A 23083-nucleotide genomic window follows, 5' to 3' on the forward strand; every position below is an offset into this window, starting at 1 on the left:
ACAACACGTTTCCGCCCCTACGGTCGAGCAAGCTCGACCACTACACAGGGGTTCCCGCCACGACCTCGCGGCCGCGAGCGCGCTGGATCAGCCGCACCACCGCATTGCGTAGGTCATCAAGCACCGCGTAGATCGTCGGCAGGAACAGCAGGCTGACCACGGTCGAGAACGCCAGGCCACCGGCAATCGCACGCGCCATCGGCGAGTACTCCGGCCCGTTGCCGAACATCTGCGTATCGGTCAGCGAAATCGGCACCATCGCCAGGATCGCCGTGCCCATGGTCATCATGATCGGGCGCAGACGCTCGCGTGAGCCCTCCACCAGCGCCTGGGTACGGCCCATCCCGCCCCGGCGCAGATTGTTGATGTGCTCGATCATCACGATGCCGTTGTTCACCACCACGCCCATCAGCACCAGGATGCCGATGAAGGACATGATCCCGAACGAGGTGCCAGTGATCCAGAACAGCCAGAACACGCCGAAGATCGAGAACAGCACGCCGCTCATGATCGCCGCCGGGAACAGCAGCGATTCGAACACCGCAGCCATCACCACGTAGATCATCACCAGCGCGATCAGCAGGTTGAACACCATCTGCTGCATCGCCTCGTTGTCATCGCCGTAGTCGCCGCCGTCGAAGGTGAAGCCGTAGCCGGCCGGGAAGTTCATCGGCTTGAGCACTGCTTCCATGGCCTTGCGGCCGTCCGGCGCGGTGATCTTCTCGGCCAGGTTGGCCTTGATGGTCAACGTGGTCTGGCGGTTGGTGCGGCCGATCTGGGTCGCCGATGAACCAACGTCGACACTGACCAGGCTCAGCAGCGGCACGCTGCGGCCATCGCCGGTGCGTACGCTGAAACCCGCCAGGTCTTCGGGGCTGCTCTGTTCGGCACCGGCAAAGCGCACCCACACCGGCACTTCGTTGTCACCACGACGGAACTCGCGCATCGGCGCGCCACGCAGCGCCAGGCCGACGAAGCTGGCCACCTGCTCGGCATTGAATCCGAACGCCGCTGCACGCTCGCGGTCGACGTGCACTTTCAGCTCGCCACCCTTCTCGCCATTGTCGATGCGCACATCGCGCAGCTCAGTGCGTTGGGCCAGCAGCGGCAGGACTTCCTGGCCGATCTCCTGCAGCATCGCGCTGGAGTCGCCGACCAGCTGCACCTGCACGCCCTGGTTGCCGCCACCACCACCATCACCGCCCTGGTTGCCGACGAAGTAGTCGGTGCGCGCGGACTTCGGCAGGCCCTTGCGCAGCTCCTCCTGCAGCGCCTTGATGTCCTTGGCGTACTTCTCGTCCAGGGTGACCACGGTCGAACTGCCTTCCTGCTCGCTGTACCAGGAGTAGACCTGCTGCACGTGCAGACGCTCGCGGTTCTGCTCGACCCAGGCTTCGACGCGGGCCACTTCCTCGGACATCTGCCGGTAGGTGTAGGCGCCCTTCCACATGTAGCCGATGAAGATGTCCTTGCCACCATCACCACCGAACATGTCGATCTTGGTCAGCTTCATCGGTACCAGGCTGACCAGCACCACCAGCAGGATGCCCAGCAGGCTCCAGCCACGATGGCGCAGTGACCAGTCCAACAGCTGCGCGTATCGACGCTGCAGGCGCGCGATCACGCCGGTCTGCGAGTGCACCAGCTTCGGTGTGGCCATGCGTGCGGACAGCATCGGGATCAGGCTGACCGCCACCAGCCACGAGGCCAGCAGCGAGACCGAGATGGTGATCGCGATCTGCGCCATGAAGATGCTGATGTTGTTGGTTTCGCCGAACAGGTTGGGCACGAACACGATGCAGTGGCACAAGGTGCCGGCGCTGAGCGCGATGGCAACGTTGCGGGTGCCGATGATCGAGGCCAGGCGTGGCTGGTCCGGCAGTCGCTCGCGTTCCTGGTAGATGCTCTCGACCACCACCACGGCGTTGTCGACCAGCATGCCCACGGCCAGCAGCAGGCCCATCATGGTCAGGATGTTGAGCGTGACGCCGGCGAAGTACATGAAGCCGAGGGTGATGGTGAAACAGATCGGAATGGCCAAGGTCACCATCAGCGTGGACGGCCAGTGGCGCAGGAAGAAGAACAGCACCGTCACCGACAGGATCAGGCCGACGCCGCCGGCCTCGGCCAGCTCCAGCAGGGACGAGGTCACTGCCTTGCCCTGGTTGTCGATCACCTTGATCTGCACGTCGCGCATCGAGTCCTGCGCGCGGATTGCTTCAACCTCGGCAAGCGCGCCGCGCGAGACGTCCACCAGGTTGGCGCTGCGCTCCTTGTAGATGTCCAGGCCGACGGCAGGATTGCCATCGAGGCGCCGGCCGTAGCTCATCCGCGCCGGCTTCAGCCGCACATCGGCAATGTCACCCAGGCGCAGCCCCTTGGCATTGATGACCAGGTCACGCATTTCCTGCAGGTCGGTGATCTCGCCCACCGGCTGCACGCGCACCCGCTGGCCGTTGTCATCGATCTGCCCGGCCGAGATCGAGAAATTCAGCGTCCGCAGGCGATCGCTCAGCTCATTGATGCTCAGGCCGTGGGCGTTCAGGCGGTTCGGATCGATCGCGATCTCCACCTCGTTCGGCGGCGCGCCGGTGATCTCGACCCGGGCCACGCCCGGAATCCGCTCGATACGCCGCTTGAATTCGCGGTCGAGCATGTCATAGGCAGTGGTCAGGTCGGTGGTGCTGGCCAGGCGCACCTTCAGCACCGGCTGGTCGCTGCTGGACCACTTGAACACGTTGTAGCGCTGCACATCGTCAGGCAGGTCGCTGCGGATCGCGTCGATGCGCTCGCGCGCATCTGAAGCGGCGATGGCGATATCGCGATCCCAGTCACTGAACTCGATGAAGATCGACGCAGCTTCGGAGGTCGCCGACGACCGCATGCGCTTGATGCCGGTCATCGTCGCCAACGACTCCTCCACCGGCCGGATGATGGTCCGCTCGACTTCTTCCGGCGTGGAGCCGGTATAGGGAATCTGCACGAACAGGAACGGTGCGGAGATGTCCGGCAGCGCTTCCAGTGGCAGCCGGAACGAGGCGATCAGGCCGACCACCACCAGCGACACGAAACACATGATGGTGGTGACTGGGCGGCGGATGGAGAACTCGGCAATACTCATGCTGGCTCCTCCCCGCCCGCGCTGCTGCCCTGCGCGGCATGCAGACCTTCGCCGGCATGCTTGCGGCCACGTTCGCGATAGTAGGCATCGCCGCGGCGGTCCATCAGGTCGTACACCACCGGGATCACCAGCAGGGTCAGCAGGGTCGACACCAGCAGGCCACCGATCACGGTGATCGCCATCGGTGCGCGCACTTCGGCGCCCTCGCCCATCGCCACCGCCAGCGGCAGGAAGCCGAACAGCGTGCACAGGGTGGTCATGATGATCGGCCGCAGGCGCGAACGCGCACCTTCCACCAGTGCCTCGTGCTTGGCCACGCCGGCCTCGCGCAGCTGGTTGACCTTGTCGATCAGGATGATCGCGTTCTTGGTGACCAGGCCGACCAGCAGGATCAGGCCGATGAACACCACCACCGAGATCGGCTTGCCGGTCAGCATCAGCGCCAGGATCGCGCCGACCAGCGCCAGCGGGATGGTGAACAGGATCACGAACGGATGCAGCAGCGATTCGAACTGCGACGCCATCACCAGGTAGACCAGGAAGATCGCCAGGCCGAAGGCGAAGATCAGCGACTTCGCCGCCTGTGCCAGTTCCTCGCCCTGGCCGCCGATGTGCAGGCCCACGCCAGCGCCCAGCGGCTGTTCGGACACCATCTGCTGTACTTCGCGCATGGCCGCTCCCAGGTCGATGTCGCGCAGGTTGGCCGAGACCACGGCCACCCGGGTCTGGTCGGCACGATGGATTTCGCTGGGGCCAGTGGTGGCCACCACGTCGGCCACCGCATCCAGGGTGACCGGACGGGTGCTGCCCGGATTGACGATCAAGCGGCGGATGCTCTCCACGCTGGCACGATCGGTTTCCTGCGCGCGCACCAGCACGTCGATCTTGCGGTCGCGGAAGCTGTAGCGGGTGGCGACATCGCCGCGCACCTTCTTCACCACCACATCGGCGATCTGCCGCGTGGTCAGGCCCAGTGCACCGGCTCGCTCCTGGTCGAAGCGGATCTGGATTTCCGGGAAGCCCTCTTCCACGGTGGATTTGACGTCGGCGTAGTGCGCATTGCCGCGCAGCAGCGCCGCCAGGCGCTGGCCTGCCACTTCCAGGGTCGCCATGTCCTGCCCGCGCAGTTCGATTTCCAGCGGCGTGGAGAAGCTGAACAATGCCGGCCGCGCGAAGTCGACCTGCGCACCCGGGTGCTGGCCCATGGTGTCGCGCAGGCGCTCGGTAATCTCCGCTTCGGTCTGCGGGTTGCCGCCGCCTTCCATCACGATGGTCAGCTTGCCGATGTTCTCGCCACTCTCGGTCGGGCTGGCATCCAGGCGGGTACCGCTGCCGCTGACACCGTACAGCGATGCCACGCCTTCGCCCTTGCCATGCGCCAACTGCAGCTCACGCACCAGCGCATCGGTCTGCTTCAGCGGCGTGCCGGCCGGCAGCTTGACCGTCATTTCGAAACGGTCCTGCGCCAGCTGCGGGATCAGGTCGGCGCCGAGCATCGGCACCAGCGCCATCGTGCCGACGAACGCCAGTGCGGCCAGGCCCAGCACCTTGCCGGGATGGGCCAACGCACCCGGCAGCAGCCGCAGGTAGCCACGTTCGGCACCGGCGTATGGCTTCATGGCGATGTCGCTGGCCTTGCGCATCACCGGGCCGACCACTGCAGACACGCCACGGCAGAGGCGCACCACCAGCCATGCCAGCGCGTAGAAGCTCCAGCGTATCGTCGCCACCACACCACGACGGCCGAGTGCGACCGGCTTCTGCCAGCGGCTCTGCGGCTGCCACGGCTCGGCCGCGGCTTCTTCCGGGAAGGCCAGCGGCGGCCGGCCCTTCAGCGAGCTCAGCATCGGGATCAGGGTCATCGACACCAGCAGCGAAATCGCGATGGCGATGGCCACGGTCAACGCCTGGTCGCGGAACAGCTGGCCGGCGATGCCGTCGACGAACACCAGGGGCAGGAACACCGCGATGGTGGTCAGGGTCGAGGCGACCACGGCCATGCTCACTTCTCGGGTACCGGCGATCGCCGCCTGCAGGATGCCCAGGCCGCGTTCGCGCGCCTTGGCGATGCTCTCCAGCACCACGATGGAGTCATCCACCACCAGGCCGGTGGCCAGTGCCAGGCCGCCCAGCGACATCACGTTCAAGCTCAGGCCAAGCTGGCCCATGAAGAAGAACGTGGCGATGATCGAGACCGGCAACGACAGGCTGATCACGAACGTGCTCCAGCCGTCGCGCAGGAACAGGAAGATGATCAGGATCGCCAGCAGGCCACCGATCACCGCATCCTTCTTGACGTCGGCGATGGCGTGCTCGATGAAGCGCGACTGGTCTTCGATGGTGGTCAGTTCGGCATCGGCCGGGAACGTTGCCTTGATCTGCTCCAGACGCTTGCGCAGCGCTTCGGCGGTGGCCACGGTATTGGCGTCGCCTTCCTTGTAGATCGCCAGTTCGACCGATTCCTTGCCGCCCAGGCGGATGACCGCTTCGCGTTCCTTGTAGCCCTGGCGCACGGTGGCCACGTCCTTCAGGCGCACCGGCACGCCGTTGGCGACCACGCTGGAGGCGCCGCCAGAGGAAGCGCTCTGTGCAGCGGAAGCGGCGGCGACGGCTGCAGCCGAGCCCGTAGAGGCAGCGATGTTGAACATCTGCTGCAGCGCCGAGTCGGCCGCGCTGCCGTTGGCGGACTGGGTGGTGACCAGCAGGTTGCGGATTTCTTCCAGGTCGGCGAACTGGTTGACGGTGCGCACCAGGAAGCGCTGCGAGCCCTCCTCCAGGCGGCCGCCGGAAATGTTGATGTTCTCTTCCTTCAACCGCTTGATGACGGTGTCGATCGGCAGGTTGAGCTGGGCCAGTTTCTGCTGGTCGATGTCGACCTGGATCTCGTCTTCCAGGCCACCGCCAACCTTCACCGCCGCCACGCCGGTAACCGGCTCCAGCTTCTTCTTCAGGTCTTCGTCGGCATAGCGACGCAGGCCGGTCAGTTCACGGATCGCTTCTTCGTCGGTCGCAGGCGCGGCCTTGGTCGACAGCACCAGGCGCATGATCGGCTCAGTGGAGGGATTGAAGCGCAGCAGCACCGGCGCCTTGGCTTCCAGGGGCAGGTTCAGCGCTTCCATCTTGTCGCGCACTTCCAGGCTGGCCTGGTCCATGTTGGTGCCCCAGGCGAACTCGAGAACCACATCACTCTGGCCGGTGCGCGAGACCGACTTCAGCTTGCGCAGGTTCTTGACCACGCCCACGGCTTCTTCGACCGGCTGGGTGATCAGGGTTTCCATTTCCGTCGGCGCCGCACCGGTGTACTCGGTGCGCACGGTCAGCGTCGGATAGCTCAGGTCGGGCAGCAGGTTGACCTTGAGGTTGCCCAGTGCGATCAGGCCGAACAGCAGCAGGGTGACCGTGCACATGGCGATGGTGACGCGGCGGCGGGTGGCGAACTCCACCAGGCCGCCACGCATGCCTGCGGCGGCGCCATCGCTCCCGGGCGAGGCACCGTGATCGTGGCCGGGCGCGGTCATTGCGTGCTCCCGGCCTTCTCTGCCGGCTTGGCCGAGGCGGTTACGGTCTTCGCCTTGGCCTTCGGATCGGCGATCACCTGCACCGCGGTGCCGTCGCGCAGGGCGACCTTGCCGGCGGTGACAATCTGGTCACCCGCCGCCAGTCCCTCACGGACTTCCACCCACGGCCCTTCGGCGTAGCCAAGCTTGACCGGCACCCGCGCGACCTTGCCCTCGCGCACGCGGAACACTGCCGGCTCACCATCGTCCAGCAGCGCCAGGCGCGGTACCACCAGTGCATCGGCACGCTGGTCGTAGTCGATGCGGATACGGCCGAACATGCCCGGCTGCAGCGACTGCGCGGCGCCATCGAAAGCACTGACCACACGGAAGGTACCGCTGCCCGAATCCACCACCGGCGCGATACGGTCCACCACACCAGTGAAGGTCTGGCCCGGCAGCGCATCGGCCGACAGCGTGACCGGCTGGCCTGCGCGCAAGGTCGCCAGCTCGCGCTCGGGCACGTTGAGGGTGGCTTCCAGCCGCGAGTTGTCGACGATGCGGAAGATCGGCGTGTTGATCTGCACGAAGTTGCCGGTCTTGATCGATCGCGAGGCGATCACGCCGGAAATCGGTGCGACCACGGTGGTGTAGGACAGTTCCAGCGTGGCCAGGCGGTACTGCGCGCGCACGTTTTCCAGGTCGTAGCGCAGCTGGTCGACATCGGCAGCGCTGACCATCTGCTGGCCGACCAGCTTCTGTGCGCGCTGGTAGTTGTTCTCCAGCTTGCGCATCTGCGCCTCGCTCTGGGCAACGGCCAGGCGTGCGCGGTCCGGATCCAGCCGCACCAGAGGCTGCCCGGCGCTGACCCGCTGCCCTTCCTCGACCAGTACCGCCAGCGCGACGCCCGAGGTCTTGGCGACCACCTGCGATTCGGCGCGCGGCTCCAGTGCCGCCGTTCCGGTGTAGCTGGCGGCCACCGCGCGGTGGCTGGCCACGGCCACTTCCACCGGCACCGCGTCGACCTTCTTCTCGTCCTTGGTCTCGGCCGCCTTGGCCTCGTTGTTGGGCCCAGCGGCGCAACCGCTCAGCAGCAGGGAGGTGGAGAGCAGCAGCGCGGCAGCGCAGAGTCCGCTGCGGGGGCCGGGCAGGAAGGTTTGGTGCGACATCGTCAGATCCCTGGAGGATGCGTGGGCAGGTGTGGTAGCAAAGTAATGCACCACTTCACGGCAACACCATATCCCAAAGGTCATGGTGTCTTCACGCCGCCGGTCGGGCCGACCCCATTTCAGCTAGATGAAACCTGAGGCTATACTCGGGTCGTTCCGTACCCCACGCCGGAACGACCAGACCCGAATCCCCGGAAAAGACACCATGCGCCCGCAGCCGCTCGCCGCTTGTCTCGCTCTGGCCGTCCTCCTGCCCCTCGGGGCCGCCGCACAGCCCGCACCTGCTCCTGCAGCACCACCCGCCCCGGCACCGGCCCCTGTGCCGGCGGCTGCCACGCCCACCGGCAGTTTCGACAATGGCCGTGTGCTGGCCTACACCTGCCAGGGTTGCCACGGCATCACCGGTTACAAGAACGCCTACCCCAGTTACCGGGTACCGAAGATCGGTGGCCAGACCCAGCAGTACCTGACCCAGGCCCTGACCGAGTACCGCCAGGGCAAGCGCCGGCATCCGACGATGCAGGCGCAGTCGATGAGTTTCAGCGAACAGGAGATCGCCGATCTCGCTGTTTACCTGTCCACCGTCAAGTAAGGCCCGCCCATGTCGAAAGCCGCGCATCCACTGCGTCACGCCATCGCCCTGTCCGTCGCCCTGCTGCTGGCGGCCTGCTCGCAGTCACAGGTGGAGAACAGCGAGAAATCCGCCGGCGATCCCGGCCATGCCAGCGGCGAGCACGGATCGTCTTCATCCGCAGGCCTGCCTGCCGGACGTGAAGCCGCCGGTGAGGCCCGCGCCAAGGTCAAGAGCAAGGCCACCAGCCAGAGCTGCATCGATTGCCACGGTGCCGACGGCAATGCGCCGATCGATCCGACCTACCCGAAACTGGGCGGGCAATATGGCGATTACCTGGCGCACGCGCTGCAGGCCTACCGTGCCGGTGACCGCCAGCACGCGCTGATGACACCGCAGGCGAAGGACCTGAGCGATCAGGACATCGCCGATCTGGCCGCCTACTTCGGCAGCCGGCCGAGCCAGCTGCGGGATCTGCACGGGGTCAAATGATCGCCGGGCGCCCCGGTGGGTGCGGACCTTGGTCCGCACTGATCCAGGCATCCACGTGGGTGCGGACCGTTGGTCCGCACGGATCCGGATATCCACGCATGGCGTGGATCTACTGAGCCGGGCATGACCCGGCTCTCGCTCAGCCTTCCAGCTCTTCCCAGCGTGCGTACGCGGCATCCAGTTCGGCCTGCACCTTGGCCAGCTGCTGGGTGTGCGCGGTCACTTCGGCGCTGCTGCGCGTGTAGAACGACGGATCGTTCATCGCTGCAGTCAGGCCTTCGACATCGCCTTCGAGCTTTTCAATTGTCTTCGGCAACTGCTCCAGCTCACGTGCCTCCTTGTAGGGAAGCTTGCGCTTGGGCGCTGCCGGCTCCGCAGCCGCCGCCGGCGCAGCGGCAGCGGGCTTGGCCGCGGCAACCACCGCAGGCGCGGCAGCGACGCTGGCCGCGTAGCGCTGCCAGTCGCTGTAGCCACCCACGTACTCACCGATCACGCCATCGCCTTCCATCACCAGGGTGGACGTCACCACGTTGTCGATGAAGTCGCGATCATGGCTGACCAGCAGCAAGGTGCCGTTGTATTCGCCCAGCAGCTCTTCCAGCAGCTCCAGGGTTTCCACGTCCAGGTCGTTGGTCGGTTCGTCCATCACCAGCAGGTTGGACGGCTGCGCGAACAGCTTGGCCAGCAGCAGGCGGTTGCGCTCGCCACCGGACAGACGGGTGATCGGCGCACGCGCGCGCTCGGGGGTGAACATGAAGTCCTGCAGGTAGGCGTGCACGTGCTTGCGCTTGCCATTGAACTCGAGGAAATCGCGGCCTTCCGCCACGTTCTCGATCGCGCTCCAGTCCTCGCGCAGCACTGCACGGTACTGGTCGAAGTACGCAACCTGCAGGTTGGTGCCGGCGTTGACTTCACCCTTCTGCGGCTGCAGTTCGCCCAGCAGCAGCTTCAGCAGCGTGGTCTTGCCACTGCCGTTGGGGCCGATCAGGCCGATGCGGTCGCCACGCAGGATGGTGGTGGAGAAATCGCGGACCATCGTGCGATCACCGAAGGCGAACGAGATGTCCTTGATGTCGATGACCTTCTTGCCCGAGCTCACGCCCTGGGCCGCTTCCATCTTGACGTTGCCACTGAGGTCGCGGCGCTCCGAACGCTCGTTGCGCATCGCCTTCAAGCGGCGCACGCGGCCTTCGTCACGGGTGCGGCGTGCCTTGATGCCTTGGCGGATCCACACTTCTTCCTGCGCCAGCAGCTTGTCGAAACGTGCATTTTCCTGCGCCTGCGCATTGAGGCGTTCTTCGCGACGGCGCTCGTAGTTGGCCCAGTCTCCCGGCCAGCTGGTGACCTGACCGCGATCGATCTCGACGATACGGGTGGCCAGTGCACGCAGGAAGCGGCGGTCATGGGTGACGAACACCACGCTGCCATTCCAGTTCTTGAGGAACATTTCGAGCCAGTCGATGGCTTCGATGTCCAGATGGTTGGTCGGTTCGTCCAGCAGCAGCAGGTCGGGGCTGGAGACCAGCGCACGGCCGAGCAGCACACGGCGCTTCATGCCGCCGGACAGGCGCGCGAACTCCGCGTCGCCATCGAGGTCGAGCTTGGTCAGGGTCTCGCTGACGCGCTGGTCCAGGCCCCAGCCGTTGGCGGCATCGATCTTCGCCTGCACGTTGCCCAGCGCTTCGCCATCGAACACGTCGGCGTGGCTGAGGTGATGGAATTCGGCGAGCCATTGGCCCAGTTCGCCCAGGCCATCGGCGACGACGTCAAACACGCTGCCAGCGGCGCCATGCGGCACCTCCTGCTCCAGGCGGGTGACGCGCACGCCCTGCTGCACGCGGACTTCGCCGTCATCGGGCTTGTGGTCGCCGGACAGCAGCTTGAGCAGGGTCGATTTGCCGGCGCCGTTGCGGCCGATCAGGGCGATACGCTCGCCCGGCTCGATCGACAGTTCGGCTTTTTCCAGCAACAGCGGGCCGCCGACGCTGAAGTCGACGTTTTGCAGAGTAATCAGAGGCATCCGGCCATTGTAGCGGGTTGCGGGGCCTGGCCGGGCGGCGCCCGGCACCCGCAGAGGCCACGGCCGCAGCAACAGCAACAGCCAACCCCGACTTGCTGGAGGGATGGCGGGGTGGTGTGGGGCTTCAGGACACGCCGTAAACCCTTCCATGGGGGCTCGATGGCGCCATCCATGGCGCCAACGGTCCTGCAGCCCCACACCACCCCGCCTTCGACAGATCGCCGCTGCTGTTGGTAGGTGTCGACCTTGGTCGACACGTAGATCCACGCCATGCGTGAATGATCGCTGCAGGGTGAATTGATGGAATCGACTGGATTGGGCGGATTACTGCACTTCCCCCAACAACGCCTGCAAACCCGGCAACCACTGCTTGCCGGGGTGGCGTACCAGCCAGAGGGTGCGCTGCAGGATAGGAAGCGGGGTCTCGAGCACGCGCAGGCGGCCGAGGGCCAAGGGCTCTTCCAGGGCATGGCGCGACAGGCAGGCCAGGCCGAGGCCGGCGATGGCGGCTTGCTTGATGGCTTCGGTATTGCCCAGCTGCAGGGTCTGGGCGAAGCCGCGCAGATGCGGCAGCAATGCCTGTTCGACAGCCTCGCGGGTGCCTGAGCCGGGTTCGCGCAACAGCCAGCGCGCTGCGCGCAGTTCATCCAGGGACCAGCGCGGGGGCGCATCCGCAGCCGCCACGATCACCAGCGGGTCCTGCTGCCAGGCGGTCACCTGCAGCCCGCGTTCGTGGCATGGGCCTTCGATCAATCCTGCATCCACGTCCAACCGTTGAACGGCCGCGACCACGCCTGCGCTGTTGTCGATGCGCAGATCGACCTCGGCCTGCGGTGCCTGACGCAGCAGCTCGGCGATACGCGGCGGCAGCAGGTAGTTGCCGATGGTGGTGCTGGCCGCCAACACCAGCCGTAGCGGCGCGCCTTGGGACGGGTCACCGCCTGCCGCCAATTGCCGCTCCAGATCGGCGGCATTGACCAACAACGCGCGCGCCGGTTCCAGCAAGGCCCGGCCGTGGCCGTTCAGCGCCAGGCGACGGCCGATGCGGTCGAACAGCGGCGTGCCGAAGTGCGCCTCCAGCTCCTGCAGGGCGGCGCTGCTGGCGGACTGGGAAAGCGCGATGGCCTGGCCAGCGGCGGTGGTGCTGCCCTGGTCGGCGATGGCAACGAAGACCTGCAGCTGGCGGAGCGTCAGGCGCATGCCCATTACCTGTGTTATGGGTAGGTTTCACCGATATTATTCGTTTTACGGGTCGATCGCATGGATGCAGGCTGTACGCATCTCTCCCGCATCCCACCCGCCATGAACGCGCCTGCCCTGTCCCCCTGGTCTCTGCCCGCCCTGCGCCAACGCTGGCAACCGCGCCTGCCCGGCCTGCTGCTGGTCGGCCTGGTGGCGGCGGCGTCGCTGTACCTGGCCGAGCTGCCCTGGCTGCAGGCGCATGGCCTGAGTGCGCTGACCGTCGCCATCGTCGCCGGCATCGTGGTCGGCAACACCGTGTACCCGCGACTGGCCCCTGCCAGCGCGGCGGGCGTGGGCTTCTCCAAGCACTGGCTGCTGCGTGCGGGCATCGTGCTGTACGGCCTGCGGCTGACCTTCCAGGACATCGGCCACGTCGGCGTCGCCGGCGTGCTGATGGACGTGCTGGTGGTGGCGAGCACCTTCGGCCTGGCGTGCTGGCTGGGTGTACGGGTGTTCAAGATGGAGCGCGAGGCCGCCATGCTGATCGGTGCCGGCAGCGCGATCTGCGGTGCGGCGGCGGTGATGGCCGCCGAGCCGGTGGTGCGCGGCCGTGCTGCGCAGGTGACGGTAGCGGTATCGACGGTGGTGGTGTTCGGCACGCTGGCCATGTTCCTGTACCCGGCGCTGTATGCGCTGGTGCAGTCGCACGGCTGGCTTGCGATGGACGCGCGGCAGTACGGCCTGTTCACCGGTGCCACCGTGCATGAAGTGGCACAGGTCGTGGCTGCCGGACGTGCGGTGGGCGAGTCAGCCGCCGATACCGCGGTCATCACCAAGATGGTGCGGGTGATGCTGCTGGCACCGTTCCTGATCGCACTTTCCTTGTGGCTGGCGCGTGGTGGCAAGGCAGCGGCGGACGGTGGCAAGGCCCGGATCGTGGTGCCGTGGTTCGCGTTCGGTTTCGTGGCGGTTGCCGGGATCAACTCGCTGCATCTGCTGCCGGCGGGTGTGCAGGCCGGGCTGGTGCAGCTGGATACCGTGCTGCTGGCCATGGCGATGGCCGCGCTGGGCCTGACCACCCATGTGTCTGCGCTGCGCCAGGCCGGCTTGAAGCCGCTGCTGCTGGCATCGATCCTGTTCGCCTGGTTGCTGCTGGGTGGCCTGGCGATCCACCAGGGTGTGCTGGCGGTGCTGGGCTGAGGGCAACGTGGATCGTTAGACTTGAGGCATGCCAGTCTCCCCCGCCCTGCTGCAGATCCCGCTGCGCCTGCTGGATGATCGATATGGGCGGGGCAATGTCGATGAAGCCGAAGACACGCTGGTCGAGATCGTTCAAGCGGTGATGGGCGCGCAGGCGACCTGCTCGTTCGACGTCGACACGCGGCACGCCAACCCGTGGTTCCACCAGCTGCTGCTGGAGCCCCGGGTCGCTGGAAAACCGGCCACCCGGGAGCAGTTGCAGGCGATGGCTGCGCGGCTGGTGGCCATCGGGCTGGGCTGAGGAGACGTTCGGCCAAGGTGCCGACCAAGGTCGGCCGCTACCGGGCGCCCCCACAATCGTGAACGACGGCGGGAGCGGGCGCGCGCACAGGTACAATGCGCCATGACTGATTTCTCGACCCTGCCGCTGAGCCCGGCCCTGCAGCCCGGCCTGGATGCCCTCGGCTATACCACCCTCACGCCGATCCAGGCGCAGAGCCTGCCCGCCATCCTTGATGGCCGCGATGTGATCGCCCAGGCCCCGACCGGCAGCGGCAAGACCGCCGCCTTCGGCCTTGGCCTGCTGCAATCCATCGACCCCAGCCTGATCCGCGTGCAGGGGCTGGTGCTGTGCCCCACCCGCGAGCTGGCCGACCAGGTCGCAAAGCAGATCCGCAAGCTGGCTACCGGCATCCCCAACCTGAAGCTGCTGCTGCTGACCGGCGGCACGCCGCTGGGCCCGCAACTGGCATCGCTGGAAAGCCACGATCCGCACGTGGTGGTCGGCACGCCCGGCCGCGTACAGGAACTGGCACGCAAGCGCGCACTGAATCTTGGCGCCGTGCGCACGCTGGTGCTGGATGAGGCCGACCGCATGCTCGACATGGGTTTCGAGGAACCGATCCGTGAGATCGCCGGCCGTACCCACCGCGATCGCCAGAGCCTGCTGTTCTCGGCCACCTTCCCCGACACCATCCGCGCCATGGCCCGCGACCTGCTGCGCGAGGCCGTGGAAGTGACCGTGGAAGGCGCCGACCAGGCACCGGCCATCCGACACCTGTTCTGCGAGGTCGAACCGGCGCACCGGCAGAAGGCGCTGGCCGGCCTGCTGCTGAAGTACACGCCCGAATCGGCCGTGGTGTTCTGCAACACCCGCAAGGACGTGGACGAAGTGGCCAACTCGCTGCAGCAGTTCGGCTTCTCCGCGCTCGCCCTGCATGGCGACATGGAGCAGCGCGACCGCGAGGAAGTGCTGCTGCGCCTGGCCAACCGCAGCTGCAACGTGCTGGTTGCCAGCGATGTCGCCGCACGCGGGCTGGATGTGGAAGAACTGGCCGCGGTGATCAACTACGAGCTGCCGACCGACGTCGAGAGCTACCAGCACCGCGTCGGCCGCACCGGTCGTGCCGGCGCCAGCGGGCTGGCGATCAGCCTGGTGGCCGGACGCGAGAAGACTCGTGCCGACGCCGTTGAAGCCCAAATGGGCCAGCCGTTGGACTGGCAGAAGACGCCGCTGGCGACCTCGCGCCCGGCCGAGCTGCCGCAGGCGGCGATGCGCACCCTGCGCATCGATGGCGGCAAGACCGACAAGCTGCGCGCAGGCGACATCCTCGGCGCACTGACTGGTGACGCGGGCCTGTCGGCCAAGCACATCGGCAAGATCGCGATCTTCCCGACCCGCTCCTACGTGGCGATCGCCCGCGAGCAGGTCAACAAGGCGGTGGCGAAGCTGGAAGCGGGCAAGATCAAGGGCCGTCGTTTCCGCGTGCGGATGATGTGATTGAAGGAGCGCTGCCGATCACGGTTGGCAGCGAGGTGACCTGGTAGTGGCCAACCTTGGTTGGCCCATCCATGCAGTGCCAACCAAGGTTGGCAACTACCGGTTCGCCGCGATTGGCTCGGGCAGGTGCCAACCTTGGTTGGCACCTGCGGAATCAGAACACCAGTTCGGTGTGCAGCGGCAGATCCGCTTCCCAGCGGCCACGGCCGCCCAGGCCGTCCAGCTCGACCAGCACGCCGGCGCCGACCACGTCCACGCCCAGGCGGCGCACCAGCGACAACGCAGCAACCAGCGTACCGCCGGTTGCCAGCACGTCGTCGATGATCGCCACGCGCGCACCTGCGGGCAGCGCGTCGGCATGCACTTCAATGCAGTCGCTGCGGTATTCCAGGGTGTATTCCTCGCGCAGCACCTTGCCCGGCAGCTTGCCCGGCTTGCGTACCGGCACGAAGCCCACGCCGAGCTCAAGCGCCATGGCGGCGCCAAGGATGAAGCCGCGCGATTCGATGCCGACCACTGCGTCCAGCTTCTGCTCGCGCCAGCGCTCGGACATCGCAACGATCGCGCCACGGAAATCGTCGCTGTGGGCGAGCAGCGGCATGATGTCCTTGAACAGGATGCCCGGCTTGGGGAAGTCGGCGATGTCGCGCAGGCGCGAGGCCCACTGCGGAGCGACGATGGCGTCGGTCATGGCGATTCGGTTGTCTGATGGCGGCATAGGGTACCTGTTCCGGGCGCCGGCTGCCTGTTGAGGGGTTCGGCCGGGCTGCGCCCGGCACCTGCAGAGGCTTTCAAGCCAAGCCAAGCAACGGCAACGGCAACAGCAACGGCGTGCATTCCGTGGGATGGCGGGGCACTGTGGGTCTGCGGGGGCGCCGTGAATCCGTCCATGGAGGCTTGGTCGCCGCATCCATGCGGCTCACACCCCGCAAACCCACAGTGCCCCGCCTTCGACAGTTTGCCGGTAGCCAGTAGATCCACGCCATGCGTGGATGAATCTCTATCGAAATCGAATATTTCGAGAATTGAACGAAGAGCATCCACGCATGGCGTGGATCTACCGTGTCGACCAAGGTCGACACCCACCCACAGCAGCGGGAATCTGTCGGAGGTGGGGCGGTGTCGGAGTGCGGGGTGTCAGCCGCATGGGCCCGACGCATGCGTCGGGCGGGTTGGGCAGGACGCCCAACCCCGGTCTTGCCGTGTGCGCAGGAACGCGCACACGAGCAAGCGGCTGCCAAGCCTAAAAGGACGTACTTGCGGCGTCCCCGCACTCCGACACCGCCCCGCCAAACCACGGAATCCAGCTTTTGCTCTGGCTGTTGACCTGGCCTCTGCAGGTGCAGGGCGCAGCCCTGCCAAAACCCACCCTCAGGAACTGCAGGACAGCATTGAACAGCCTGCGCGATTGTCTGCCCACGCCGGGCGCTTGCCGGCGTAGTGCTCCAGCCCCGGGCGTTCAGTGTACGGATCACGCAACACGTCCTGCAGGGCGTGCACACCGCCCAGGTCTCCCTGTTCGGCGCGATCGATCGCTTCCTGTGCCAGCCAGTTGCGCAGCACATACAGCGGATTGGCTGCGCCCATCTTCGCGACGCGCTCGGGTGCCGGCAGCGGATCGGCACGCAGCCGGGCCGCGTAATCCTGCAACCACTGCTGCAGAAGTTCCTGCACCGCGTGCTGCTGCTCGGGGTCATAGAAGACTTCGGCCAGTACCCCCGCATCGGGTGCATTGGCATCGATGCGCATCAGCGCACGCCATGCCAGGGTCATGTCCATGCCGCCATCCTGCATCAGCTGCTGCCAACGCTGGTAGAGCTGCAGGTCGGCATCGTCGGCCGCCGCCAGACCCAGCTTGGCCGCAACATCGCGACGGGTGCAGGCGACAAAGGTCGCCTGGTAAGCGGCCAGCCCTGCCTGCAGCGGCTGCACGTCGGCGAACAACGGCGACAGCGCCTGCGCAAGCCGGTTGAGATTCCAGTACGCCACCTGCGGCTGGGTGCCGAAACGATAGCGGCGTCCCTGCGCATCGGTGGTGTTCGGGGTCCAGTCCGGATCGAAGTCTTCGACCCAGCCATAGGGGCCATAGTCGAGGGTCACGCCGAGCACCGAGAGGTTGTCGGTGTTCATCACCCCATGCACGAAACCGACGCGCATCCAGTGCGCGATCATCTCTGCGGTACGCACGGCGATCTGTGCGAACCAGTCGCCATACAGCGCTTCGCCCTGCCCCGTCAGTTCCGGGAAATCGCGGGCGATGCACGCCTCGACCAGTTGCTTCAGCAGTGCGGTCTCGCCACGTGAAGCAGGCAGTTCAAACGAACCAAAGCGCAGGAACGAGGGCGATACCCGGCAGACGATCGCGCCAGGTTCCGCACGCGGATGACCGTCGTAGAACATGTCGCGCACCACGTCTTCGCCGGTGCCGACCAGCGACAGGGCGCGCGTGGTCGGCACACCCAGGTGATGCATGGCCTCGCTGCACAGGAATTCACGGATCGACGAGCGCAGCACCGCACGGCCGTCGGCGCCGCGCGAATACGGCGTCGGCCCGGCACCCTTCAGCTGCAGCTCCCAGTGCCGGCCATCGGGGGCGATCACCTCGCCCAGCGAGATGGCGCGGCCATCACCGAGCTGGCCGGCCCAATGGCCGAACTGATGGCCCCCATAGTTGGCCGCCCACGGCTGCATGCCCGCATATAACGCGTTGCCGCCGAACACCTCGGCGAAGCCTTCGTCATCGACCTGCGCAGGATCGAACCCCAGCATCCCGGCAACCTCAGGCGACCACGCCAACAGCACCGGCGCTGCGACAGGCGTCGGCATCACCGACGACCAGGCCGCACCCAGCACTTCGCGCCGACGCGGGCCGGACTCGGGATCGCCCGGCAGCAGATTCAGCAGGCGGTTGTCGAACTGGGGAGCTGTGGTATCCATGAGCACAGCATGGGGGCGGCGACGGCCATCCTCAATCGCCGCGCAGGGCCTGCAATGCCCCGCCGTGCGCCTCGGCGCGCCGGTAGGCCGGTCGCTCGCCGATGCGCTTGAGGAAGCCACGCAATGCCGGCTTGTCGTCCAGCCCGCCGCCGCGTGCGGCCGCCGCCTGGATCGGGAAGCTCATCTGGATGTCCGCAGCGGTGAAGCGTTCGCCTGCAAACCACGGGCTTTCGGCCAGACGCCGTTCCATCCAGTCCAGATGCAGGCGTCGCTGCGGGCCGATGAAACCGCGCTCGGCCTTGTCGGCGATGCTGCGGGCGATCGGCCGCGCGAAGAACGGCATCGGCGCGCTGCGGATGCGGCTGATCACCAGGGTCAGCAGCATCGGCGGCATGGCCGAACCTTCGGCATAGTGCAGCCAGTAGCGGTAATCGATGCGCTCTTTGCCTTCGGCCGGTACCGGCGACGGCGACAGCTGGCGATGCACGTCGTAGCGGTCAACCAGGTAGTCGAGGATGGCGCCGGATTCGGCCAGGATGAGGTCGCCATCCTGCAGCACCGGCGCCTTGCCCAGCGGATGCACCTGGCGCAGTTCCGGCGGCGCCAGCAGGGTCTTCGGGTCGCGCGGGTAGCGGCGCAGTTCGTAGTCCAGTCCCAGCTCTTCCAGCATCCACAGCACGCGAAGCGAACGGGAATTTTCCAGATGATGGACGATGCGCATGGGCGGCTTCCGCAGAAAGGTGCCCGATGGTAGCGCGGCCTGGTGCACGCAGGTGTCTGCTACCCTGCCCGGCCGTGGAAGGCCTGCCAGCATGGACACCCCGCCGTTCGATGCACTGCTTGGTTACCTCGGGCAATCCGAGGACCACAACTGGACGCAGTACATCTGCGAACACGTCGCCAAGGGCGTCCTGCGCAGATTCGAAGCGCACGATTGGCAGCGCCTGCAGAAGATGATCGCAGCGCAGCCCGCGTTCTGGCAGCAACGCTGCACCGACGCGCTGGGTGAATGCATGAGGCCCGAAGCCTTGCCGCTGCTGTTCAGTCAGCTCCATTCCAGCGATGACGACAGCCGGATACTGGCGGCCTATCACCTGCAATGGATGGAAGTGCCGGTGGGTCCGGAGGTGGTTGATGCCCTGCGCGAGATCCTGTCGCGCATTCCGGCAGCCGAACGCGCCGAGTACCAGGAAATAACCCAGCTGCTGGAGCGGGCGCTGGCTGCGGGTTGAACCCGTCGTGCGACGCAAACGAAAAACGCCGGGAGCTTTCGCTCCCGGCGTTCTGGCTACCAAACGGTAGCAGACGGATTAGACCGCCTGCACCTGGTCAGCCTGCATACCCTTCTGGCCCTGGACGGCGACGAAGGTAACCTTCTGGCCTTCCTGCAGGGTCTTGAAGCCGGTGCCCTGGATCGCGCGGAAATGCACGAACAGGTCCGGGCCGCTTTCCGGGGTGATGAAGCCGAAGCCCTTGGCGTCGTTGAACCACTTGACAGTGCCGGTCTGACGATCAGACATATTTACTAACTCCTGAAACACATGTTGAAAAAAATCGCAGCCACCGGGTATCGGGGCCGAGACTGAGTTGCAGGCGTTGGTAAAGCGGATCGATGAGCGGATCGTGAGATCAACTGCACCAGGCCACGATTCACGGTGACCCTAGCAAACACAGTGGGCCAGACGATACGCGTGTTTTGAGCAAAAAGCGATAGCCATGATATTCAGCGTCAAACGGCTAGCCCCTAGACAGGCCAAGGGGTTGCACCAGATCGAGGCTAAACCCGGGCCCCCATTCAGGTTTTTCCTACCCTACACTGGGTAAATGACTGAAGCTGAAACCCGAGCTGAACCCCTGCTCCCCCGCATCTGGGTGGACGCAGACGCCTGCCCTGTTGTCATCCGCGACATCCTGTTCCGCGCAGCTGAACGGGTCGGCGTGGAGCTGACCCTGGTCGCCAACCAGTGGATCCGCACCCCACCTTCGCGCTGGCTGCGCTCCATCCAGGTACCGCAGGGACTGGATGTGGCTGACAGCGCCATTGTCGAACGGATGGCTGCCGGCGACCTGGTGGTCACCCAGGACATCCCCTTGGCGGCCCTGGTGCTGGAGAAGAAGGGCGTGGCCCTGAACCCGCGCGGCCAGCTGTACACCCCGAACAACATGGCCGAGCGGCTGTCGATGCGCAATTTCATGGAAGAACTGCGTGGCGCCGGCGTCCAGACCGGCGGGCCGCCGCCGCTCGGCGCGCGCGACCGCCAGTTGTTCGCTGCCGAGCTGGACCGCTGGCTGGCGCGACGACCGGGCAGGTGAATCCGGCGGTGCGTCAGCCGGGAACGCACAAGGTGCGCGTGCTGCGGAAGCTGCGTCGCTGGCCGGTCAGCGGATCATCGAAGGCCAGCGCCTGCGCCAGCAGTTGCAAGGGCTGCCCGCTCCCACCCGGCATGCGCTCCTGCAGCTGCGGATAGAGCTCATCCCCCAGGATCGGCGCCCCGAGCGCGGCCATATGGACGCGCAGCTGATGCTTGCGGCCGGATTCGGGCGCAAGCCGGTAGCGCCAGACCGGACCGTGCGCATCAATGACCTCGACACGGGTCAGCGCATTCGGCTCGCCGGGAACTTCAGCCATACGGAAGAACGGTTCCCCCGGCTGCAGCCGGCTATGCCGCTCCAGCGGAAACCGCAGGTTCGGCAAGGCCGGCGCCAGCGCCTCGTAGGTCTTCTCGATGCGGCGCTCACGAAACAGCCTCTGGTACGCGTCGCGCGTTTGCGGCTGGGTGGAAAACAGCACCAGGCCGGCCGTCAGCCGGTCCAGCCGGTGCAATGGCACCAGGTCGGCGTTACCAGTGCGCTCGACCAGGCGCGCCAGCAGGGTCTGGCGCACAAATGCGCCGGCCGGCGCGGTCGGCAGGAAGTGCGGCTTGTCGGCCACCAGCAGGTGCGCGTCGTGATGCAGGATGTTCTCTTCGAAGGGAATCACCGGCTCATCGGCCACTTCACGGAAGTAGCGTATCTCCAGTCCCACCTGCCACGGCATGTCCGGTGCCAGCGCCCTGCCCTGTGCGTCCTGTATCCGCCCGCGTGCGAAGCGACTCTCCCATTGCAGCCGGTCGATGCGCGGGAAGCGCGCGCACAACCCCTCCAGCAGGGAACCCCAGTCACCGGGCGGCAGCTGCAGTCGGCTGGGCGTGGTCATGGCGCGATCGGGGCGCCATCGATCTGCAGTCGGCGCGGACGTGAAAGGGACATACGACAGGGCAAGTCGGAAGAATCAGGACGGCCAGCGTGCCACCGATCACGCCCTGCCGACACCCCCATACCGGACACCCCCGGGGCAAACCTCTATCATTGACGGTCTTTACCCCTCTGGATCTTCATGGCCCTCACCGCCACCATCCGCAAGGCCGAACTGCAGATCAGCGACATGGATCGCGGCTACTACGCGACCCACAACCTGACCCTGGCCCAGCATCCGTCTGAAACCGACGAACGCCTGATGGTGCGCCTGCTCGCCTTCGCGCTGAACGCTGGCGACCGCCTGGAGTTCGGCCGCGGCCTGAGCACCGACGATGAGCCCGACCTCTGGGAGCACGACTACACCGGCGACATCCTGCAGTGGATCGACCTCGGCCATCCGGACGAGTCACGCATCCGCAAGGCCAGCAATCGCAGCCGGCAGGTGCAGGTGGTCAACTACGGCGGCAATGCATCGGACATCTGGTGGCAGAAGCAGGGCAAGGGCCTGGCCCGCTTCGACAACCTGTCGGTGGTCGACCTGGACGGCGGCTTCGTCGATCTGTGGGGCCAGCAGATCCAGCGTGCGATGCGCTGGAGCGTGCTGATCCAGGACGCCGAAGTGCAGCTGCTCAACGATCAGATGCAGCTGGACGTGATCCCCAATTGGCGCAAGCGCGCCAAGGCATGAGCACGATCCGCTGCGACGTGCTGGTGATCGGTGCCGGCGCGGCCGGGCTGATGACCGCGATCACGGCGGGCCAGCGAGGCCGGCATGTGCAGGTGATCGACCACGCCAACAAGATCGGCAAGAAGATCCTGATGTCCGGCGGTGGCCGCTGCAACTTCACCAACACCGGCACCACTCCGGCCAACTTCCTGTCGGCCAATCCGCATTTCTGCAAATCGGCACTGGCGCGTTACTCGCCCTACCACTTCATTGAGATGGTCGAGCGCCATGGCATCGCCTATCACGAGAAGGAACTGGGCCAGCTGTTCTGCGATGTGTCGTCCAAGCAGATCGTGAAGATGCTGGTGGACGAGTGCCAGCAGGCCGGCGTGCAGATCCGCACGCAGTGCAGCGTGGAGCGCATCGAGCACGGCACTGACGGCTTCCGCGTGCACACCACCCACGGCCTGTTCCATTGCGCCTCGCTGGTGGTCGCCACCGGCGGCCTGTCCATTCCCAGCCTGGGTGCAACCGGGTTCGGCTATGAGATTGCGCGCCAGTTCGGCCACCAGGTGCTGCCCACCCGTGCCGGCCTGGTGCCGTTGACCCTCAGCGGCACCCACCAGGAGCGTCTGGCCGAGCTCAGCGGCGTCGCCCTGCCGGTCGAGGCCAGCTGCAATGGCACGAGTTTCCGCAACTTCATGCTGCTGACCCATCGCGGCGTCAGTGGCCCGGCCATCCTGCAGATCTCCTCGTTCTGGCAACCCGGTGACGCGCTGTCGCTGGATCTGCTGCCTGGCCAGGATGCCGCCGAGTGGCTGCGGCAGATGAAGCGTGAACGCCCCGCCGCGGAACTGCGTACGGTGCTGGGCGATGTGCTGCCCAAGCGACTGGCGCAGCGCCTGTGCGAGCACTGGCTGCCCGACCGCCCGGTACGCCAGCTGGACGAGCCGGACCTGCGCAAGGCAGCACAGGTACTTTCAGCGTTCCCACTGGTGGCCAGCGGCACCGAGGGCTACCGCACCGCCGAAGTCACCCTGGGCGGTGTCGATACCAACGAGGTCTCTTCCTCGACGCTGGAATCCAAGCGCGTACCCGGCCTGCATTTCGTCGGCGAGGTGCTGGACGTGACCGGTTGGCTGGGCGGCTACAACTTCCAGTGGGCCTGGGCCAGCGGGCACGCGGCCGGCGGCGTGGTGTGAACCGCATC

At 66.4% G+C, this 23083-nt stretch carries 19 protein-coding genes; 9 read left to right on the plus strand and 10 right to left on the minus strand.

Going from position 1 to position 23083, the window contains the following annotated elements; all coding sequences use genetic code 11:
• Positions 1-40: 40 nt before the first annotated feature.
• From AC1DKR_RS11075 to AC1DKR_RS11085, 3 genes are read right to left on the minus strand one after another with little or no spacing between them, the layout of a single operon-like run.
• Positions 41-3121 (minus strand): efflux RND transporter permease subunit, encoded by a 3081-nt coding sequence (locus AC1DKR_RS11075; RefSeq protein ID WP_478032858.1) that lies wholly within the window; start codon positions 3119-3121, stop codon positions 41-43.
• A complete protein-coding gene (locus AC1DKR_RS11080; RefSeq protein WP_394198402.1) occupies positions 3118-6639 on the minus strand; it encodes an efflux RND transporter permease subunit in 3522 nt (1173 codons plus the stop codon). The genes AC1DKR_RS11075 and AC1DKR_RS11080 overlap by 4 nt, the downstream gene beginning before the upstream one ends.
• Complete coding sequence (locus AC1DKR_RS11085) at positions 6636-7787, minus strand: efflux RND transporter periplasmic adaptor subunit (RefSeq protein WP_478032861.1); 1152 nt, start codon at positions 7785-7787, stop codon at positions 6636-6638. Before AC1DKR_RS11085 ends, AC1DKR_RS11080 begins: the two co-directional genes overlap by 4 nt.
• A gap of 205 nt (positions 7788-7992) precedes the next feature.
• Here AC1DKR_RS11085 and AC1DKR_RS11090 point away from each other — a divergent pair, with 205 nt between their 5' ends.
• Complete coding sequence (locus AC1DKR_RS11090; RefSeq protein ID WP_315829314.1) at positions 7993-8379, plus strand: c-type cytochrome; 387 nt, start codon at positions 7993-7995, stop codon at positions 8377-8379.
• A gap of 9 nt (positions 8380-8388) precedes the next feature.
• Positions 8389-8850, plus strand: a complete 462-nt coding sequence (locus AC1DKR_RS11095) for a c-type cytochrome (protein ID WP_032977578.1) — start codon at positions 8389-8391, stop codon at positions 8848-8850.
• Between the two features lie 139 nt (positions 8851-8989).
• Here the strand turns inward: AC1DKR_RS11095 and AC1DKR_RS11100 are convergent, their stop codons facing one another.
• Positions 8990-10870 carry an ATP-binding cassette domain-containing protein gene (locus tag AC1DKR_RS11100; RefSeq protein WP_478032867.1) on the minus strand — a complete coding sequence of 627 codons (1881 nt, stop codon included), beginning with the start codon at positions 10868-10870 and terminating at the stop codon, positions 8990-8992.
• Positions 10871-11194: 324 nt separating this feature from the next.
• The gene (locus AC1DKR_RS11105; RefSeq protein WP_313249130.1) at positions 11195-12070 is read right to left on the minus strand and encodes a LysR family transcriptional regulator; all 876 of its coding nucleotides are present in this window, start codon (positions 12068-12070) and stop codon (positions 11195-11197) included.
• Between the two features lie 102 nt (positions 12071-12172).
• On the opposite strand from AC1DKR_RS11105, the gene AC1DKR_RS11110 reads away from it, so the two are divergent.
• The 3 genes from AC1DKR_RS11110 (at position 12173) to dbpA (ending at position 15032) form a co-directional block, all read left to right on the plus strand.
• A complete protein-coding gene (locus AC1DKR_RS11110) occupies positions 12173-13252 on the plus strand; it encodes a YeiH family protein (RefSeq protein ID WP_478032870.1) in 1080 nt (359 codons plus the stop codon).
• 28 nt (positions 13253-13280) lie between these two features.
• Entirely contained in the window at positions 13281-13553 is a 273-nt protein-coding gene (locus AC1DKR_RS11115; RefSeq protein ID WP_312787408.1) for a hypothetical protein, read from the plus strand.
• Between the two features lie 102 nt (positions 13554-13655).
• Positions 13656-15032, plus strand: a complete 1377-nt coding sequence (gene dbpA, locus AC1DKR_RS11120) for an ATP-dependent RNA helicase DbpA (RefSeq protein ID WP_312787406.1) — start codon at positions 13656-13658, stop codon at positions 15030-15032.
• Between the two features lie 154 nt (positions 15033-15186).
• Here the strand turns inward: dbpA and AC1DKR_RS11125 are convergent, their stop codons facing one another.
• The 3 genes from AC1DKR_RS11125 to AC1DKR_RS11135 all read right to left on the minus strand — a co-directional run bounded on the left by AC1DKR_RS11125 (position 15187) and on the right by AC1DKR_RS11135 (position 18690).
• Complete coding sequence (locus AC1DKR_RS11125; RefSeq protein WP_478032875.1) at positions 15187-15723, minus strand: adenine phosphoribosyltransferase; 537 nt, start codon at positions 15721-15723, stop codon at positions 15187-15189.
• Positions 15724-16403: 680 nt separating this feature from the next.
• Positions 16404-17969, minus strand: a complete 1566-nt coding sequence (locus tag AC1DKR_RS11130) for a protein adenylyltransferase SelO (RefSeq protein ID WP_478032877.1) — start codon at positions 17967-17969, stop codon at positions 16404-16406.
• Between the two features lie 31 nt (positions 17970-18000).
• On the minus strand, positions 18001-18690 hold the full coding sequence (locus tag AC1DKR_RS11135) for a glutathione S-transferase (protein ID WP_025875105.1): 690 nt from the start codon (positions 18688-18690) through the stop codon (positions 18001-18003).
• 91 nt (positions 18691-18781) lie between these two features.
• Here AC1DKR_RS11135 and AC1DKR_RS11140 point away from each other — a divergent pair, with 91 nt between their 5' ends.
• Entirely contained in the window at positions 18782-19201 is a 420-nt protein-coding gene (locus tag AC1DKR_RS11140; RefSeq protein ID WP_478032879.1) for a hypothetical protein, read from the plus strand.
• 78 nt (positions 19202-19279) lie between these two features.
• Here the strand turns inward: AC1DKR_RS11140 and AC1DKR_RS11145 are convergent, their stop codons facing one another.
• Entirely contained in the window at positions 19280-19489 is a 210-nt protein-coding gene (locus AC1DKR_RS11145; RefSeq protein WP_025875108.1) for a cold-shock protein, read from the minus strand.
• Between the two features lie 304 nt (positions 19490-19793).
• Between AC1DKR_RS11145 and AC1DKR_RS11150 the strand changes: the two genes are divergently transcribed.
• Positions 19794-20282, plus strand: coding sequence for a YaiI/YqxD family protein (locus AC1DKR_RS11150; RefSeq protein WP_025875110.1), 489 nt, complete (start codon positions 19794-19796; stop codon positions 20280-20282).
• Positions 20283-20295: 13 nt separating this feature from the next.
• Here the strand turns inward: AC1DKR_RS11150 and AC1DKR_RS11155 are convergent, their stop codons facing one another.
• Positions 20296-21165 carry a pseudouridine synthase gene (locus tag AC1DKR_RS11155; protein ID WP_478032881.1) on the minus strand — a complete coding sequence of 290 codons (870 nt, stop codon included), beginning with the start codon at positions 21163-21165 and terminating at the stop codon, positions 20296-20298.
• 180 nt (positions 21166-21345) lie between these two features.
• Here AC1DKR_RS11155 and AC1DKR_RS11160 point away from each other — a divergent pair, with 180 nt between their 5' ends.
• Entirely contained in the window at positions 21346-21894 is a 549-nt protein-coding gene (locus AC1DKR_RS11160) for a YaeQ family protein (protein ID WP_025875114.1), read from the plus strand.
• Positions 21891-23075, plus strand: coding sequence for a BaiN/RdsA family NAD(P)/FAD-dependent oxidoreductase (locus tag AC1DKR_RS11165; RefSeq protein ID WP_093819896.1), 1185 nt, complete (start codon positions 21891-21893; stop codon positions 23073-23075). The genes AC1DKR_RS11160 and AC1DKR_RS11165 overlap by 4 nt, the downstream gene beginning before the upstream one ends.
• Positions 23076-23083: the final 8 nt, after the last annotated feature.

The sequence above is a fragment of the Stenotrophomonas sp. 01N47 genome (genome assembly GCF_056399165.1).